Origin of the sequence: Methylobacterium sp. EM32, assembly GCF_040593685.1 — a bacterium.
Classification (GTDB): Bacteria; Pseudomonadota; Alphaproteobacteria; order Rhizobiales; family Beijerinckiaceae; genus Methylobacterium.
This window is the reverse complement of the sequence record NZ_JBEXZS010000263.1, coordinates 34,452-49,448: the sequence shown is the minus strand read 5'-3', so window position 1 is coordinate 49,448 and position 14,997 is coordinate 34,452. Positions and strand designations below refer to the sequence as shown.

Genomic DNA, 14,997 nt, shown 5'->3' with positions numbered 1-14,997 from the left:
GGCGGGCTGACTACGACGAAATCGTGCGAGGCGTGCACCGTTTTTCGTGGCACTCCCCGGCCGGTCACGCCCTGACCTGGAGCAGTGCGGCCTCCAGGTCGCGGCGCAGGCGCTCGGCGGCGAAGCTCGGCTGCCGGTCGGCCGGAACGCAGAGGTCGAGGTAGGTCTCGACCGGCATCGTGTCGGGGAAGGGCACCGCCACCATCGTGCCGGCGGCGATTCCGTCGGCGACCGTGGCGCGCGGCAGCACCCCGAGGGCGCCGGCTTGCACGATGAGCGTGCGCTGCAGGTCGAGGGAGGCGGCCTCGAAGGTCGGCACGATCCGGCACCCGGCCTCGGCGGCCGCCCGGTCGAGATAGGTGCGCACGCCGAAATCCGGGCCCGGCAGCACCCAGCGATAGCCCGCGAGCGCGGCCGGAGTGGCGCCGCCCTCCCGCGTCACCGGGTGGTCCGGCGGCGCGATGATGAATTGCGGCAGCCGCACCCGCTTGATCACCGTGATCGCGTCGGAGGCCGGGGCGAAGAAGGTGAGGGCGAGGTCGCAGGAGGCGTCCTCGATTGCCCGCACCGCGTCCTTCGCGGTCCCGGTGCGCAGCCGGGCGCGGACGTGCGGGTGCCGGGCCGCGAAGGCGGCGAGCACCGGCACCAGGATCGCCGAGGCGACGCCCTCGGCGGCGTGGACGCCGACGAGGCCGCCGCGCAGGCCCTTCAGGTCGTCGATCAGGCGGACGACGTGGTCGAGCTCGTTGATCGTCCGGTCGAGCTTGGCGGCGAGCAATTCCCCCGCCGCGGTCAGGCGGATGCCGAGGGGACTGCGTTCCAGGAGCGGCGCGTCCATGTAGTATTCTAGCTGCGAGATGTGCCGCGCCAGGACGTTCGGATGGATGTCGAGCTGGGTGGCGGCGTCGCGCAGCGACGTGCAGCGGGTGACGACCGCGAAGTACTGGAGAGCGACGATCTTCGCCATGCCGGAGAGCCCGTGACCGAGACCGATCGACCTTCCCGCACGCGGGGAAGGTCGATCGACGCGCAGGGCCGCTCTATGTCACGAAACTCCCGCACCGTCATGGCGCGGTTTAGGCGCCGGGATTCGCGTTCGGGATCGTGCCCCGGAGCGCGGCGTAGCTCGTCATCAGGTTGCGATAGTCCGGGATGTGGTCGCCGAGCAGCGTCGCCAGCCCCTCGACGTCCCGGCGCCAGTCGCGGTGCAGTTCGCAGGCGACCGCGAACCAGTTCACCAGCTGCACGCCCGCCGCCGACATCCGGTTCCAGGCGCCGTCGCGCACCACCGGGTTGAAGGTGCCGGAGGCGTCGGTGACGGCGAACACCTCATAGCCCTCCGCGATGGCCGACAGGGCGACGAAGGCGACGCAGACCTCGGTGACGACGCCGGCGATGATCAGCTGCTTGCGGCCGGTCGCCTTCACGGCGGCGACGAAATCGGGGTTGTCCCAGGCGTTGATCTGGCCGGGCCGGGCGATAAAGGGCGCGTCCGGGAACTTGGCCTTCAGCTCCGGCATGATCGGGCCGTTCGGGCCCTCTTCGAAGCTGGTGGTGAGGATGGTCGGTAGCTTGAAGTAGGCGGCGAGGTCGGCCACCGCCAGCACGTTGTTCCGGAAGCGGTCGGGGTCGAGGTCGCGCACCAGCGACATCAGGCCGGCCTGGTGATCGACCAGCAGGACGACGGCCTGGTCGAGGTCGAGGCGGGTATAGGGCTTCGTCATGGTCATCTCCATCAGGGGCGGCCGGTGCGGCGCCGTTTCGATGAAGAGAGTATGTCTGCGGCGTTTCTGGCTGGAAACAGAAACGATGGAAAACGATCGTTTCCAAAAGCCGTCCATCACTGCGGGATGACGGCCCGGCGAGTGGGCGTGCCGGACACTGAAGGCCGTGATCCTCCGGGATCACGGCCCCGTCCCGGCTACCGGTAGAAACCGAGGATCGCCTTGGTCTCCAGGTACTCCTCCAGGCCCTCGCGGCCGTATTCGCGGCCGTTGCCGGAGCGCTTGTAGCCGCCGAAGGGCGCCGCCGGGTCCCAGTCCGGCGCGTTGAGGTGGACCTGACCGGCGCGGATCTGTGCCGCCACCGCCCGCACCTGGTCCATGTCGGCGCCCTGCACGTGGGCGCCGAGCCCGTAGATCGTGTCGTTGGCGATCTCGACCGCTTCCTCGACGCTGTCGTAGGGCAGGATCGCCAGGACCGGCCCAAAGATCTCTTCTTGCGCGATCGCCATGTCGCGGCGCACCTCGGAGAAGATCGTCGGGCGGGCGAAGAGGCCGGTCGTCAGGCCGTCGGGCCGCCCGGGGCCGCCGGCGACGAGCTTGGCACCCTCCTCGATGCCGATCCGGATCATCTGCTGGATCCGGTCGTACTGCGCCCGGTTGGCGATGGCGCCGTGGGTGGTCGCCTCGCGCCGCGGATCGCCGACCACGAAGGCGGCTACGGCCTGCCGCGCCAGGGCCTCGACCTCGGCGAGGCGGGCGCGGGGCACCAGCATCCGGGTCGGCGCGCTGCACGACTGGCCGAGATTGCGCATCGCCGCGGCGACGCCGTGGGGAACGCAGCGGGCGAGATCGGCGTCCGGCAGGACGACGTTGGGCGACTTGCCGCCGAGCTCCTGCGCCACGCGCTTGACGGTGGGCGCCGCGGCCTGCGCCACCAGCACGCCGGCCCGGGTCGAGCCGGTGATCGAGACCATGTCGACCTCGGGATGGGTCGCCAGCGCCTCGCCGACCACCGGCCCGGTGCCGTTGACGAGGTTGAACACGCCGGCCGGGCAGCCGGCCTCGTGCATCACCTCGGCGAAGAGGAGCGCGCTCAGGGGGGACAGCTCGCTCGGCTTCAGCACCACCGTGCAGCCCGCCGCGAGCGCCGGGCCGACCTTGGCGGTGATCTGGTAGAGCGGCCAGTTCCACGGCGTGATCAGCGCGCAGACGCCGATCGCCTCGCGGGCGATGGCGGTGGTGCCGCGCTGCGACAGGAAGGGGTAGGTCGCCAGCAGGTCGCGGGCGACCCGCAGATGGGCGGCGGCGAGCGGCACCTGCGCCTGGCGCGCGTAGGTGATGGGCGCGCCCATCTCGGCGCTCAGCGCCTGGGCGAACAGCTCCAGCCGCTCCATCACCAGCCCGTGGACGCGGTCGAGGAGCGCGGCGCGCTCGGAGGCTTGCGTGCGCGACCAGGCCGGGAAGGCGCGCCTCGCCGCGGCGACCGCGTGCGCGACGTCGTCTCGATCGCAGAGGGCGATCTCGGCGATCACCGTCTCGCTCGCCGGGTCGACGACGCCGGCGCGCTCCGTCCCCGCCGGCTCGCGCCACGCCCCGTCGCTGTAGAAGCGGCCGAGGAATCCGGCCTGCATCAGGTGCCGAAGCGGATCGGTCATTGGAAACGGTCCTTGAGGCGGTAATAGGCGCCGATCACCGGCAGGAACCAGGGCGGGCCGAAATGGCCCGGAATCGCCGGCCAGGCGAAGCCGCCCCAGGGATTCAGCTCGGCGCGCCCGTCCATCACCTCGGCCATGATGGTGCCCATCAGGGTCGACATCTGGGTGCCGTGGCCGCTGTAGCCCATCGAGTAGTAGATGCCGTCGCGCTCGCCGGCCCGGGGGAGGCGGTCGCGGGTCATGTCGACCATGCCGCCCCAGCAATAGTCGATCCGCACGTCCTTCAGCTCGGGGAAGACGTCGTGCAGGGCGGCGCGCAGGATCTCGCCGCTCTTCTCGTCCGAAGCCGGGTTCGAGACCGCGAAGCGGGCACGTCCCCCGAAGAGCAGCCGGTTGTCCGGCGTGGTGCGGAAGTAGTTGACGAGGTTCTTGGTGTCGGTGGCGTTGCGGCGGCGCGGCGTCATCCGGTCCAGCATCGCCAGTGGCAGCGGCTCGGTGGCGATCAGGAAGGCGCCGACCGGCACGATGCGCCGGCGGACCCAGCCGAGCGGCCCGGCCTGCGAGATGCCGCTGGCGAGCAGCACTTGTTTCGCCCGCACCGTGCCCTTGGGCGTGCCGACGAGGTGGCCGCCGCCCGGTGCCGCCTTCAGGCTGGTCATCGGCGTGCGCTCGTGGATTGCGACGCCGCGGCGGGCGGCGGCCTCGGCGAGCCCTCGGACGAAGCACCCGACATGCAGGGCAGCGCTCTTGCGGTAGATCAGGCCGCCGTAATAGCGCTGCGACCCGATTTCGGCGGGGAGGTCGGCGCGGCTGACCATTTCGGTGTCGGGATCGACGGTCGAGGCGAGCAGCTCCTGGCTGCGCGCTAGCTTGTCATAGTGCTCGGGCTTCGCCGCGAGCTTGATCTTGCCGACACGCGCGAAGCTGCAATCGATGCCTTCCTCCCGCACCAGCCGCTCGACCGTGTCGACCCCGGCATCGAAGGCGCGGTAGAGCGTGTTGGCGGCCTCCTGGCCGAGCTTGCCCGAGAGGGTGGCGTAATCCTGCGCGAAGCCGTTGTTGCACATGCCGCCGTTGCGACCCGAGGCGGCGCCGCCGATCACGTCGGCCTCCAGCAGGACGACGCGGGCACCCTTCTTGGCGAGCGCCAGGGCGGCGGAGGACCCGGTCAGGCCGCCGCCGATCACCGCGACGTCGCACGTGCCCTCGACCGGCCCCGTGGCACCGCCGGTGAACGGGTTCGACGTGTCCAGCCAATAGGATGTGAGCTTCATAGCGGCACCGGAAGATTCGAGGTCTGGAGGGGCGACGGAACGCAGCGTCGCGCTAATGGAAGGATTGGTTGGCGAGGGCGAAGAGGCGCGCCGGCCCGACCGGCGCGAGAGCGCCGCGCACCATGGTGAGGGCGTCGCCGACCTGATTCAGCCCGATCTCGGTGAGCCACGGCGAGAGCCCGGCGCCCTCAGGCACGTCGATCCGCACGAAATGCCCGTCGAGGCGGGTGAGGGACGCCGCGATCAGGCGGCGCGCCTCGTCCGGGCTCCCGGCGACGACCGGGCCGATCACGTGGCCCCGGCCGAAGGGCCGGGTAATTGCGTAGGCCGCGGGCGCGCCGTCGCGCAGGAGCACTTGGCCCTCGCCGGCCGCGATCAGGCACTCCAGCAGCGGGCGCCGCGCGAAGCCGGTCGCCGCCCGGTCGAGCGCCGCGATCGCCCCGAGGTCGTCCGGCGTGATCGCCCGCAGGTCCGGATCCGCGACTGCCGCACCGCATTGCTGGTACGGACCCTGGTGCTGCCGGACGGTGCCGACCGGCCGAAAGCCGTAGCGCGCGTAGAGCGCGCGCCCCTCGGTGGTCGAGTTGAGGAGCAGGGTCCGGGTCCCGGCCGCGCCGAGCAGCGCCTCCACCAGCCGCGTCCCGTAGCCCCGCCCCTGGGCCGCGCCCGCGACGATGATCATCCCGATCGTGGCGTGGTCCGCCTCGTCGGGGAACCAGGCCGCCGTGCCGATCACCGTGCCGTCGCGCTCCAGGGCGAAGCCGCGGCCGACCCGCAGGGCGAAGTCCCAATCCTCAAGCCGGTAGGGCCACGACATCTCCCGCGACAGCGCGAGCGCGCCGGGCAAGTGCGCGGCGGCGAACGGCACAAGGGCAGTCGCGTCGGCGGCGATCCGGCGGTCCGGGAGGGTGGCGGTGTCCATGGCAGGGGTATCCCAGTCGATGGGGCGCGCGACGCGACCTTCCGCCCGTCGGGGAGGGCGGTCCACGTCATGCGTCGCATCTCGAAAAGTGGTCGGGTGCTCTAGCTCAGGGCGTGCGCCGCCAGCCCGTAGACGCCGGGGCGCCCGGGCTCGACGAAGGGCAGCGGGGCGCCGCGGGTCAGCGTCCGCACCGTATCGAACAGGCGCAGGCCCGCCGCCTCGAGGTAGCTGCGCAAGGGTCCCGTCTCCTGCCGGGTGTCGAGGCGGACGAACTGGCCATCGAGGCCGGCGAGCAGGCTGGCGACCAGCGAAGCGGCCTCCTCCTCGCTCTCCGCCACGACTGGGCCGATCACCGTGCCGCGCCCGAAGGCGCGGCGCATGCCGTAGCCGACCAGGCGCCCGTCGCGCCGCAGGCCGCGGATCTCGGCGGTCCGGGCGAGCTGCGCCATCAGCCGGGGGCGTTCGGCGCCGAAGCCGGCCGCGTCGAGGCCTGCGACCTCGTCGAGAGCGGACGGCATCAGCACCTCGACCGCGTCGGCGAGGCTGGGCCGGGGCGCGGCCGCCGACGTCGCCTGGCCCTGGCACTGGTAGACGGTGGCCTGCGGCTCGAAGCCGAGCGAGACGTAGAGGCGGTAGGCGGCGCGGGTCGAGTTCAGGATCAGCCGGCGCTCGCCGCATTGCTGGAGGATGCGCTCCATCATCCAGCGCCCGCCGCCATGGGCCTGGAGCCGCGGCGAGGTGATGACCATGCCGATCGTCGCGCACTCCTCGCCGTGGGGGAACCACATCGCCGAGCCGAAGACGCGGCCAATCTCGTCGATGGCAGCCACGCCGTGGCCGAGAGCACGCAGGGCCTCCCAGTCGCCCGGGCGGTGCGGCCACTCGACCCCGAGGGACAGCCCGTGGAGCGCGTCCACGTCGACGGTGGCGATGTCCTGCGTGGCGAGTTCGAAGGACTTCAGCCGCATCGTGTTGGGGGGCGTCGTCACCACATCCTCTCCTTGCCGGCCGGCGCCGCGCGGGCGAGACGCAGGGCCCGAGACCCGCGCCGCGCCGTCATGGCACCACCGCTCGCCAAAAAGATGACCCGGACCGCGCCGACAATTCCGCTGGAGATCGGGCGGTTTTCGGAATTTTCGCCCGAAGCCTCCCGATTTACGGCAGGAGCCCCGGGTTCCCGCCGTTAAGGTCGAGCCGGTTCAAGGGGAGGCCGGCTCCGCGCCGCCGGCCTTCCGCCTCGATCCGCCTGCCGCCGGCGACCGGCGCGGCCGCGGATCCCGACACCCTACAAGCCCAGGAGACCGGCATGAGCCTTCTCGTCACCCTCGACACCGATCCGCGCTTCCCCCCCAAGGAGGCCCTGCCGCTGCCCGAGCGCCTGATCTCGGGCTCGCCGGAATTCAAGACCTGGGCGCAGGACGACACCCGCGACGGGATGATCAAGACCGGCATCTGGGAGGCGACCCCGGGCGAGACCCACTCGATCAAGGGCACCACCTTCGAGTTCTGCCACATCCTCTCCGGCCTGGTCGAGATCGAGGAGACGGGCGGCGAGACCCGGACCTACCGGGCCGGCGACAGCTTCGTGATGAAGCCCGGCTTCGTCGGCATCTGGCGCACGATCGAGACGGTGCGCAAGATCTACGTCTGCGTCTACGAGTGAGCGCGGACTGACCCACGACAGTGTCGGGAACGGAGGAGGCGGCCGGGAGGCCGCCTTTTTCGTGTCTGGCCGGCGGGAGGCGGGCGGCGGGTGCTTTCGGTGACTGCAGGGCGGCAGGCAAAGAAAAATGCGTTGGTTTCTCCTCTCCCCGTGGGTGGGGAGAGGGTCGTGTCCCCGTTCAAGGGACGCGACAAGCCCACAGGGCGAGGGTGAGGGGGTGGTGCTGGATGAGCCTCATCCCGAGAGACCCCCTCACCCTTGCTCCGGCTCCGCCTCCGCTCACTTCACCCCCGACAAGGGGGTGAAGTCCTCTCGCCGCGGGCGGCGAGAGGGGAATGTCCGCGCCCTTTCTTTCCCCAACAGCCTTTCCCCGGCAGCCCGTGACCAGTTCAGCGCAGGAATCCGGACCGCAGCAGATTGTTGCGCATCGTGGCGGGCCACCGGCATCGTCGGCACTCCGCCGGGACCGTCGATCCGCGCGGTCCGCCATTCCGACGAGACCGGACATCCCCCACTCGCCGCGTTCCACAAATGGCGCCGCCCCTGATCCGTAGAGGAAAGCCGCCGGCCGGACGCGGTCGTCCCCGACCCGGCGCTCACGCCAGTCGATACAAGGCCTCACGACCTCTCTCTTCTGCCGGAACAGCGACGTGACCTCGCCCTCGACTGCACAACGCCTCGTACCGCTCAAGCTGTAACAAAGCCGGACATGCCCGCTTGCCGCCGGAGCGCCGCCCGGCGGCCCGCTGCATAAATTTTGCCGGGACCGAAGATTCGGAATTTTGTGCCGTCCCCCTCCGTCGTTTCGGTGCAAATCGCGAGGCGGATCCGCCACACTGCTGTCATTGAGAGCCGGGCCGGGCCCCGATCCTCCGGAGGGGGAGGGCGCCGGACGGGATCGGATGGCACGGACATTGCGCCATCCGCGGAATTTCACCCGCCGCCGCCCGGATCGCCGGCGGCGTCGGACGGCCCTCCCGCCGCGGGCGCGGAGCGGCCCCGACATAAAGCGTCACGGCCCGCGAGACCGGATGTCGCCCGCGTCCCGGGCTCGTGAGCCACCGGTCCGTCCGCGCCCTCGTCACGACCGTCGTTGCGGGATGTGGCCCGCGTCGACGCGAAGAGCGTCCCGATCTTTCAAGCCGACGACGGATCACCGTCGCACCAGGAGACTTGCGATGAGCGACAGGATGGCCAACTGGACTCCCGGTGACGACGCGATGGTCGAGACTGCCATCCGGCGCGGCGCCGACCGGCGCGAATTGCTCAGGATGCTGCTGGCGGGCGGCGTCGCCCTCTCGGCCGGCACCGCGATCCTCGGCCGCGCCGGCGCGGCGCTCGCCGCCGAGCCGGTCAAGGGCGGCCACCTCAAGATCGCGGGCTTCTCGGCCTCGACCGCCGACACGCTCGACCCGGCCAAGGCCTCCAACGCCACCGACTACACCCGCTGCTGCGCCCTCTACAACCGTCTGACCTACATCAACGGCGCCGGCCAGCTGACGATGGAACTGGCCGACAGCGTCGAGAGCGCCGACGCCAAGACCTGGACCGTCAAGCTGCGCAAGGGTGTAACCTTCCACGACGGCAAGAGCCTGACCGCGAAGGACGTGGTCTACTCGCTCAAGCGCCACCTCGATCCGGCCACCGGCTCGAAGGTCGCCACCATCGCCAAGCAGTTCGCCGACGTCACCGCCGCCGACGACCTGACGGCGACGATCACGCTGACGGCCGCCAATGCCGACCTGCCGACGATCCTGGCCCTGCACCACTTCATGATCGTGGCCGACGGCACCACCGACTTCACCAAGGGCAACGGCACCGGGCCGTTCGTCCTGAAGGAGTTCAAGCCGGGCGTCCGCTCGATCGTCGCCCGCAACACCAACTACTGGAAGTCGTCGGGTCCCTACTTCGACACCTTCGAGTATTTCGCGATTTCGGACGAGTCGGCCCGCCTCAACGCGGTCCTGTCGGGCGACATCCATGTCGGCGCCAACCTCAACCCGCGCTCGCTGCGGATCATCGAGGGCAACCCGGCGATCGCCCCCTTCATCAGCAAGCTCGGCACCTATACCAACCTCAATATCCGCCTCGATCTCGCGCCGGGCGACAAGGCCGGGGTCGTCGAGGGCTTCAAGTATCTGATCAACCGCCAGGTGATCCAGAAGTCGGTTTTGCGCGGCCTCGCCGAGATCGCCAACGACCAGCCGGTCCCGCCGTGGAGCCCCTACTTCAACGCCGGGCTCAAGCAGCGCGAGTTCGATCCGGAGCGGGCGAAGTCCCTGTTCCAGAAGGCCGGCATGCTCGGCCCGGAAATCCGCATGGTGGCCTCGGACGCCGCCAGCAGCTCGGCCGACTACGCCGCGGTGCTGCAGCAGGCAGGCGGCAAGATCGGGCTGAACCTCGTCATCGACCGCGTCCCGTCGGACGGCTACTGGTCGAACCACTGGCTCAAGGACGCGGTCGGCTTCGGCAACATCAACGCCCGCCCGACTCCGGACGTCATCTTCTCGCAGTTCTACCAGTCGGCCGCGCCGTGGAACGAGAGCCGCTACAAGTCCGAAAAATTCGACGCGATGCTGCTCGAAGCGAGAGGCGCCCTCGACCAGGCCAAGCGCAAGCAGATCTACGGCGAGATGCAGGCGATGGTCGCCAACGAGGCCGGCACCGTGATCCCGGCCTTCCAGTCGAACCTCGACGGCGTGTCGCCCAAGCTGAAGGGGCTGGTGGCGAACCCGCTCGGCGGCATGATGGCCTACGGCCTCGCCGAGTACGCCTGGTTCGGGGCCTGACAACCCACGGGTCCCGGGGGCGGTCCGCCGCCCCCGGACCTCCTTCATCGTCGCGGCCAGCGCGGGAGCGCCCATGAACACTCTCATCCTCCGCATGATCGCGGGCCGCGTGGTGGTCACGGTGGTGACGCTGCTGATCGTCGCCGTGGTCATCTTCTTCGCGACCGCGCTCCTGCCGGGGGATGTGGTGCAGATCCTGCTCGGCCAGGCGGCGACGCCGGAGGCGGTGAAGGGCCTGCGGACCGCCATGCATCTCGACCAGCCCGCCGCCCTGCGCTTCTTGATCTGGCTGAAGAACCTCGCGACGGGCGATCTCGGAATCTCCTACGTCAACAACATCCCGGTCGCCGAGCAGATCGCCGGTCGCCTCGCGAACTCGCTGAAGCTCGCCGGGGTGACCGCGGCGATCTCGGTGCCGGTCGCGCTGACCCTCGGCGTCACCGCCGCGATCCTGCGCGGCACGCTCGTCGACCGGATCGTCGCGGTCTTCACCATCGCGGTGATCTCGGTGCCGGAATTCATGGTCGCGACCCTCTCGGTGATCGTCTTCGCGGTGTATCTCGGCTGGCTACCGGCCCTGTCGATGACCGGCGACGTGACGACGTTCGGGGGTCTCCTCAAGGCCTATGCGATGCCGGTGCTGACGCTGAGCTTCGTCGTCTCGGCGCAGATGATCCGCATGACGCGGGCCGCCGTGATCGAGACCCTGAACACGCCCTATGTCGAGATGGCGCTTTTGAAGGGTGCCTCGCGCCGTCGCATGGTGCTGCACCACGCCCTGCCGAACGCACTCGGGCCGATCGTCAACGCGGTGGCGCTGTCCCTGTCCTACCTGCTCGGCGGCGTCATCATCGTCGAGACGATCTTCAATTATCCGGGCATCGCCAAGCTGATGCTCGACGCGGTGTCGACCCGCGACCTGCCGCTGATCCAGGGCTGCGCGATGGTGTTCTGCCTCGCCTACCTGCTGCTGATCACGGTCGCCGACATCGTCACCATCGTCTCCAACCCGAGGCTGCGTCACGCATGAGCGTCTCCCTGTCCAGCACGCGGCCGGCTCGGCGCTGGCGCCTCGGCTACCGGATCAGCCCGGTCGGCGCGGTCGCCTTCCTGGTGATCCTCGCCTGGGCGGTCGTCGCGGTGATCGCGCCGCTGATCGCCCCCCACCCGGTCGGCGAGATCGTCGATTTCGACTTCTTTCAGCCGGTCTCGGGCGCCTACCCGATGGGGACCGACTATCTCGGCCGCGACGTGCTCTCGCGCATCCTGTTCGGTGCCCGCTACACGGTGGGGATCTCGCTGGCCGCGGTCGCGATCGCGTGCTTCTGCGGCGTCACCCTCGGCATGGCGGCGGCGGTGGTCGGCGGGTTCTTCGACTCCGCGCTCAGCCGCTTCCTCGACGCGCTGATCTCGATCCCGAGCAAGATCCTGGCGCTGGTGCTGGTGGCGGCGGTCGGCTCCTCGATCCCGGTCCTGATCCTGACGCTCGCCGTCATCTACATCCCCGGCTCCTACCGCTTCGCCCGGGCGCTCGCCGTCAACGTCAACGCGATGGACTACGTCACCGTGGCGCGGGTGCGCGGCGAGCGGCTCGGCTACCTGATCCGCGCCGAGATCCTGCCGGGCATCGTCGGCCCGGTCCTGGCCGATCTCGGCCTGCGCTTCGTCTTCATCGTGCTGCTCCTCTCCAGCATGTCCTTCCTCGGCCTCGGCGTGCAGCCGCCGAACGCCGATTGGGGGGCGCTGGTGAAGGAGAATATCGGCGGCCTGTCCCTCGCCGCGCCGGCGGTGATCTTCCCGCTCATCGCCATCGCCAGCCTGACGATCAGCGTGAACCTGCTCATCGACAACCTGCCCCAGAAGATCCGCGACCGGAGCGAAGACGCATGAGCCGCCTCGTCGAAGTCCGCGACCTGAGGATCGAGGCGCGCACCGATGCGGGCCGCACCCTCGAGATCATCCGCGGTGTCTCGTTCGACATCGACGAGGGCGAGATCGTCGCCCTGATCGGCGAGAGCGGCTCGGGCAAGACCACGATCGCCCTCGACCTGATGGGCTACACCCGCCCCGGCTGCCGCGTCACCGGCGGCACCGTCACCCTCGACGGCGTCGAGATGGGGGCGCTGCCCGAGAGCCGGCGCGCCGGATTACGCGGGTCGCTGGTCTCCTATGTGCCCCAGAGCGCGGCCGCCGCCTTCAACCCCGCCCACACGATCATGGACCAGGTGGTCGAGGTCGTGCGCATCCACGGCACGATGCCGATCGCGCAAGCCCGCGCCAAGGCGGTCGAGCTGTTCCGGGCACTGGCGCTGCCCAACCCCGACACGATCGGTGACCGCTACCCCCACCAGGTCTCCGGCGGCCAGCTCCAGCGCCTCTCGGCCGCGATGGCGCTGATCGGCGACCCCAAGCTCGTGATCTTCGACGAGCCGACGACGGCGCTCGACGTCACCACCCAGGTCGAGGTCTTGCGCGCCTTCAAGTCGGTGATGCGCAAGGGCGGCATCGCCGGCGTCTACGTCTCGCACGACCTCGCGGTGGTGGCGCAGATCGCCGACCGGATCATCGTGCTGCGCCACGGCGAGATCCGGGAGGAGGGGCGCACCGCCGACATCCTGGAACGCCCGCAGCACCCCTACACCCGCGAGTTGCTGGCGGCCTTCCGCCCGGCCGCCGCGCCGCGCGTGCGCCCCCTCGACCAGGACGAGGCGCCGCTCCTCGTGGTGCGCAACGTGGTGGCCGGCTACGGCAAGCCGGACGCCGAGGGCCTGCCCGCCTTGCGCATCCTCAAGGGCGTCGACCTCGCGCTGGCGCGGGGGCGCAACCTCGGCATCGTCGGCGAATCGGGCTGCGGCAAGTCCACGCTTGCCCGGGTGATCGCCGGCATCCTGCCGGCGGCCAGGGGCGAGATCCTCCTCGACGGCCGGCCGCTGGCGCCGGATTTTCGCAAGCGGCGGCGCGAGGACCTGCGCGATCTACAGATCGTGTTCCAGTCCGCAGACACCGCGCTCAACCCGCACCAGTCGGTGGGCGAGATTTTGGCCCGGCCGCTCGCCTTCTACCACGGCATGGGCGGGCGCGAGCGCGAGGCGCGGATCGAGCAGCTCCTCGACATGGTGCGGCTGCCCCGGCCCCTGCGCCATCGCCGCCCCGGCGAGCTGTCGGGTGGGCAGAAGCAGCGCATCAACCTCGCCCGGGCGCTGGCGGCGGATGCCCGGCTGATCCTGTGCGACGAGATCACCTCGGCCCTCGACACGGTGGTGGCCGCCGCGATCATCGACCTCCTGAAGGAGTTGCAGCGCGAACTGTCGCTGTCCTACCTGTTCATCAGCCACGACATCGAGACCGTGCGGGCGGTCTGCGACGAGGTGGTGGTGATGTACAAGGGCGAGAAGGTCGAGCAGCTCCGCCCCGATGTGAATGACGGGCAGCCGACGCAGCCCTATTCGCGGCTGCTGTTCTCCTCGGTGCCGCAGCTGCGCACCGGCTGGCTCGACGGCCTGACGCAGGATCCCGAGCTCACCCGGGCCTTCGCGCAACGGTAACGGGTCCCGCGCCCGGGGGCTCCGGGCGCCGCCGTCAGAGCCGGAACATCGTGTCGAGCGGCAGGTACGACCGCACGATCGGCGACTTCAGCACGACGAAGCTGAAATACTGCTCGATGCCGATGTCGAGATCGAGCAACCGCTCCATCGTCGTCTGGTACTCGATGACGTCCACGGTGACGAACTTGAGCAGATAATCGTAGCCGCCCGAGATCAGGTGGCACTCCATCACCGAGTCGATCTTCTCGATCGCGGCCAGGAACCGGGCGAAGTCGGCCTGGCGGTGGTTCTTGAGCGTCACTTCGGTGAAGACGGTCAGCGCCTGGCCGAGCTTCGACAGGTTGATCTGCGCCGAGTAGTTCGCGATGTAGCCCTCGCTCTGCAGCTTCTTCACCCGCATCAGGCACGGGCTCGGCGACAGGTTCACCCGCTCGGCCAGCTCGACATTGGTGATGCGGCCGTTCTTCTGCAGTTCGGAGAGGATTTTCAGGTCGATCCTGTCGAGCTTCATCGGGGTCTGTCTGGTTCGTCGTCGGCGCGGAGGCTCGACGGAGTTTTGCCGCTTTTGCCATGCCCCGCAATCGAGCGATCGGGCTCTCCGCCGGCACATTCGCCTCCGGTTTCGCGCGTGACGGCATGAAATGCCACCCTGCCGCGGACGCAGCGTCCCGGCCGGTGCCGGCGCGGAGGCCGAGGCCGGCACCCGCTCACATGAATTCCCAATCGCCATTCCAGCCAATACAGCGATGTCATTCAATCTGATGACGCCACTGGACTCGAATCGGCAGATAGATGACATCCGGACAGGCTGCGTAGATCGCGCAGTCTCTCGTCATACAGACAATAATCGAGATCCCGGGAGGGAGAGATGCGCTCGTTCGCTGCGCCGCTCGCGGCCTTGTTGATCGTCGGCTCCATAGTCCCCGCAGCGGCGCGCTGTCCGCTGTACCTGCCGATGCGCGTCGGCCCGACCACCGGCAACCCGGAGAAGGACACGGTCGGGCTGTTCTGTGCCCAGCCCGAGGCCGCCCTGCCTGCCGCCGCCCGAGCCGGTAGCCGCCCGGTGATGAATGTGGGCGCGTCGATGGGAGATGCGGAGAAGGACACGATGGGATTCGCGTCGTCGTCGGGCATGGAGCAGGCCGCGCGCTGATCCCTCGGCCGGGGCGAGAGCCCGGATCGGGCCGGCTCCGTGACCCCCGACTTGCGCAAGGACCATGGTAAAGGGGCTTGCCGACGCCATGGTCCCCAGGTACCTACGGGCAGGTCTCGCGTCGCCGTCTCTGCCGCCGAAGCGCCCGGAGACATCGAGACGAAGACCGAGGGCCTGTAGCTCAATGGTTAGAGCCGACCGCTCATAACGGTCTGGTTGTAGGTTCGAGTCCTACCGGGCCCACCAAGACTCCCGACGATTGAATCTCCGAT

At 69.9% G+C, this 14,997-nt stretch carries 13 protein-coding genes and 1 tRNA gene; 7 read left to right on the top strand and 7 right to left on the bottom strand.

Annotated elements, in window-relative coordinates; all coding sequences use genetic code 11:
- Positions 1 to 64: 64 nt before the first annotated feature.
- The 6 genes from ABZT49_RS32400 to ABZT49_RS32375 form a co-directional block, all read right to left on the bottom strand.
- Positions 65 to 967 (bottom strand): LysR substrate-binding domain-containing protein, encoded by a 903-nt coding sequence (locus ABZT49_RS32400; RefSeq protein ID WP_355292489.1) that lies wholly within the window; start codon positions 965 to 967, stop codon positions 65 to 67.
- Positions 968 to 1,076: 109 nt separating this feature from the next.
- On the bottom strand, positions 1,077 to 1,724 hold the full coding sequence (gene ycaC / locus ABZT49_RS32395; RefSeq protein ID WP_355292487.1) for an isochorismate family cysteine hydrolase YcaC: 648 nt from the start codon (positions 1,722 to 1,724) through the stop codon (positions 1,077 to 1,079).
- A gap of 197 nt (positions 1,725 to 1,921) precedes the next feature.
- Entirely contained in the window at positions 1,922 to 3,379 is a 1,458-nt protein-coding gene (locus tag ABZT49_RS32390) for an aldehyde dehydrogenase family protein (RefSeq protein WP_355292485.1), read from the bottom strand.
- Positions 3,376 to 4,653: an FAD-binding oxidoreductase gene (locus tag ABZT49_RS32385; protein WP_355292483.1), complete on the bottom strand. Its 1,278-nt coding sequence runs from the start codon at positions 4,651 to 4,653 to the stop codon at positions 3,376 to 3,378. The genes ABZT49_RS32390 and ABZT49_RS32385 overlap by 4 nt, the downstream gene beginning before the upstream one ends.
- Positions 4,654 to 4,705: 52 nt before the next feature.
- A complete protein-coding gene (locus tag ABZT49_RS32380) occupies positions 4,706 to 5,575 on the bottom strand; it encodes a GNAT family N-acetyltransferase (RefSeq protein WP_355292481.1) in 870 nt (289 codons plus the stop codon).
- 101 nt (positions 5,576 to 5,676) lie between these two features.
- Positions 5,677 to 6,564, bottom strand: coding sequence for a GNAT family N-acetyltransferase (locus ABZT49_RS32375; protein ID WP_355292479.1), 888 nt, complete (start codon positions 6,562 to 6,564; stop codon positions 5,677 to 5,679).
- Between the two features lie 317 nt (positions 6,565 to 6,881).
- Between ABZT49_RS32375 and ABZT49_RS32370 the strand changes: the two genes are divergently transcribed.
- The 5 genes from ABZT49_RS32370 to ABZT49_RS32350 all read left to right on the top strand — a co-directional run bounded on the left by ABZT49_RS32370 (position 6,882) and on the right by ABZT49_RS32350 (position 13,572).
- Positions 6,882 to 7,238 carry a cupin domain-containing protein gene (locus tag ABZT49_RS32370; RefSeq protein WP_355292477.1) on the top strand — a complete coding sequence of 119 codons (357 nt, stop codon included), beginning with the start codon at positions 6,882 to 6,884 and terminating at the stop codon, positions 7,236 to 7,238.
- A gap of 1,178 nt (positions 7,239 to 8,416) precedes the next feature.
- A complete protein-coding gene (locus tag ABZT49_RS32365) occupies positions 8,417 to 10,027 on the top strand; it encodes an ABC transporter substrate-binding protein (RefSeq protein WP_355292475.1) in 1,611 nt (536 codons plus the stop codon).
- A gap of 73 nt (positions 10,028 to 10,100) precedes the next feature.
- A complete protein-coding gene (locus ABZT49_RS32360) occupies positions 10,101 to 11,057 on the top strand; it encodes an ABC transporter permease (RefSeq protein WP_355292473.1) in 957 nt (318 codons plus the stop codon).
- A complete protein-coding gene (locus ABZT49_RS32355) occupies positions 11,054 to 11,917 on the top strand; it encodes an ABC transporter permease (RefSeq protein WP_355292471.1) in 864 nt (287 codons plus the stop codon). Before ABZT49_RS32360 ends, ABZT49_RS32355 begins: the two co-directional genes overlap by 4 nt.
- Positions 11,914 to 13,572 carry an ABC transporter ATP-binding protein gene (locus ABZT49_RS32350; RefSeq protein ID WP_355292469.1) on the top strand — a complete coding sequence of 553 codons (1,659 nt, stop codon included), beginning with the start codon at positions 11,914 to 11,916 and terminating at the stop codon, positions 13,570 to 13,572. Before ABZT49_RS32355 ends, ABZT49_RS32350 begins: the two co-directional genes overlap by 4 nt.
- A 34-nt stretch (positions 13,573 to 13,606) precedes the next feature.
- On the opposite strand, the gene ABZT49_RS32345 is transcribed toward ABZT49_RS32350, so the two are convergent.
- The gene (locus ABZT49_RS32345) at positions 13,607 to 14,083 is read right to left on the bottom strand and encodes an Lrp/AsnC family transcriptional regulator (protein ID WP_093564527.1); all 477 of its coding nucleotides are present in this window, start codon (positions 14,081 to 14,083) and stop codon (positions 13,607 to 13,609) included.
- Between the two features lie 357 nt (positions 14,084 to 14,440).
- On the opposite strand from ABZT49_RS32345, the gene ABZT49_RS32340 reads away from it, so the two are divergent.
- Positions 14,441 to 14,725, top strand: coding sequence for a hypothetical protein (locus tag ABZT49_RS32340; protein WP_355292467.1), 285 nt, complete (start codon positions 14,441 to 14,443; stop codon positions 14,723 to 14,725).
- Between the two features lie 170 nt (positions 14,726 to 14,895).
- Positions 14,896 to 14,971 (top strand) — tRNA-Ile (locus ABZT49_RS32335).
- Positions 14,972 to 14,997 lie beyond the last annotated feature (26 nt).

Coding starts and splice junctions, on each gene's coding strand:
- ABZT49_RS32345 (WP_093564527.1), bottom strand. CDS start 14,083: ATGAAGCTCGACAGGATCGACCTGAAAATCCTCTCCGAACTGCAGAAG.
- ABZT49_RS32340 (WP_355292467.1), top strand. CDS start 14,441: ATGCGCTCGTTCGCTGCGCCGCTCGCGGCCTTGTTGATCGTCGGCTCC.
- ABZT49_RS32370 (WP_355292477.1), top strand. CDS start 6,882: ATGAGCCTTCTCGTCACCCTCGACACCGATCCGCGCTTCCCCCCCAAG.
- ABZT49_RS32360 (WP_355292473.1), top strand. CDS start 10,101: ATGAACACTCTCATCCTCCGCATGATCGCGGGCCGCGTGGTGGTCACG.
- ABZT49_RS32385 (WP_355292483.1), bottom strand. CDS start 4,653: ATGAAGCTCACATCCTATTGGCTGGACACGTCGAACCCGTTCACCGGC.
- ycaC (WP_355292487.1), bottom strand. CDS start 1,724: ATGACGAAGCCCTATACCCGCCTCGACCTCGACCAGGCCGTCGTCCTG.
- ABZT49_RS32400 (WP_355292489.1), bottom strand. CDS start 967: ATGGCGAAGATCGTCGCTCTCCAGTACTTCGCGGTCGTCACCCGCTGC.
- ABZT49_RS32355 (WP_355292471.1), top strand. CDS start 11,054: ATGAGCGTCTCCCTGTCCAGCACGCGGCCGGCTCGGCGCTGGCGCCTC.
- ABZT49_RS32365 (WP_355292475.1), top strand. CDS start 8,417: ATGAGCGACAGGATGGCCAACTGGACTCCCGGTGACGACGCGATGGTC.
- ABZT49_RS32390 (WP_355292485.1), bottom strand. CDS start 3,379: ATGACCGATCCGCTTCGGCACCTGATGCAGGCCGGATTCCTCGGCCGC.
- ABZT49_RS32350 (WP_355292469.1), top strand. CDS start 11,914: ATGAGCCGCCTCGTCGAAGTCCGCGACCTGAGGATCGAGGCGCGCACC.
- ABZT49_RS32380 (WP_355292481.1), bottom strand. CDS start 5,575: ATGGACACCGCCACCCTCCCGGACCGCCGGATCGCCGCCGACGCGACT.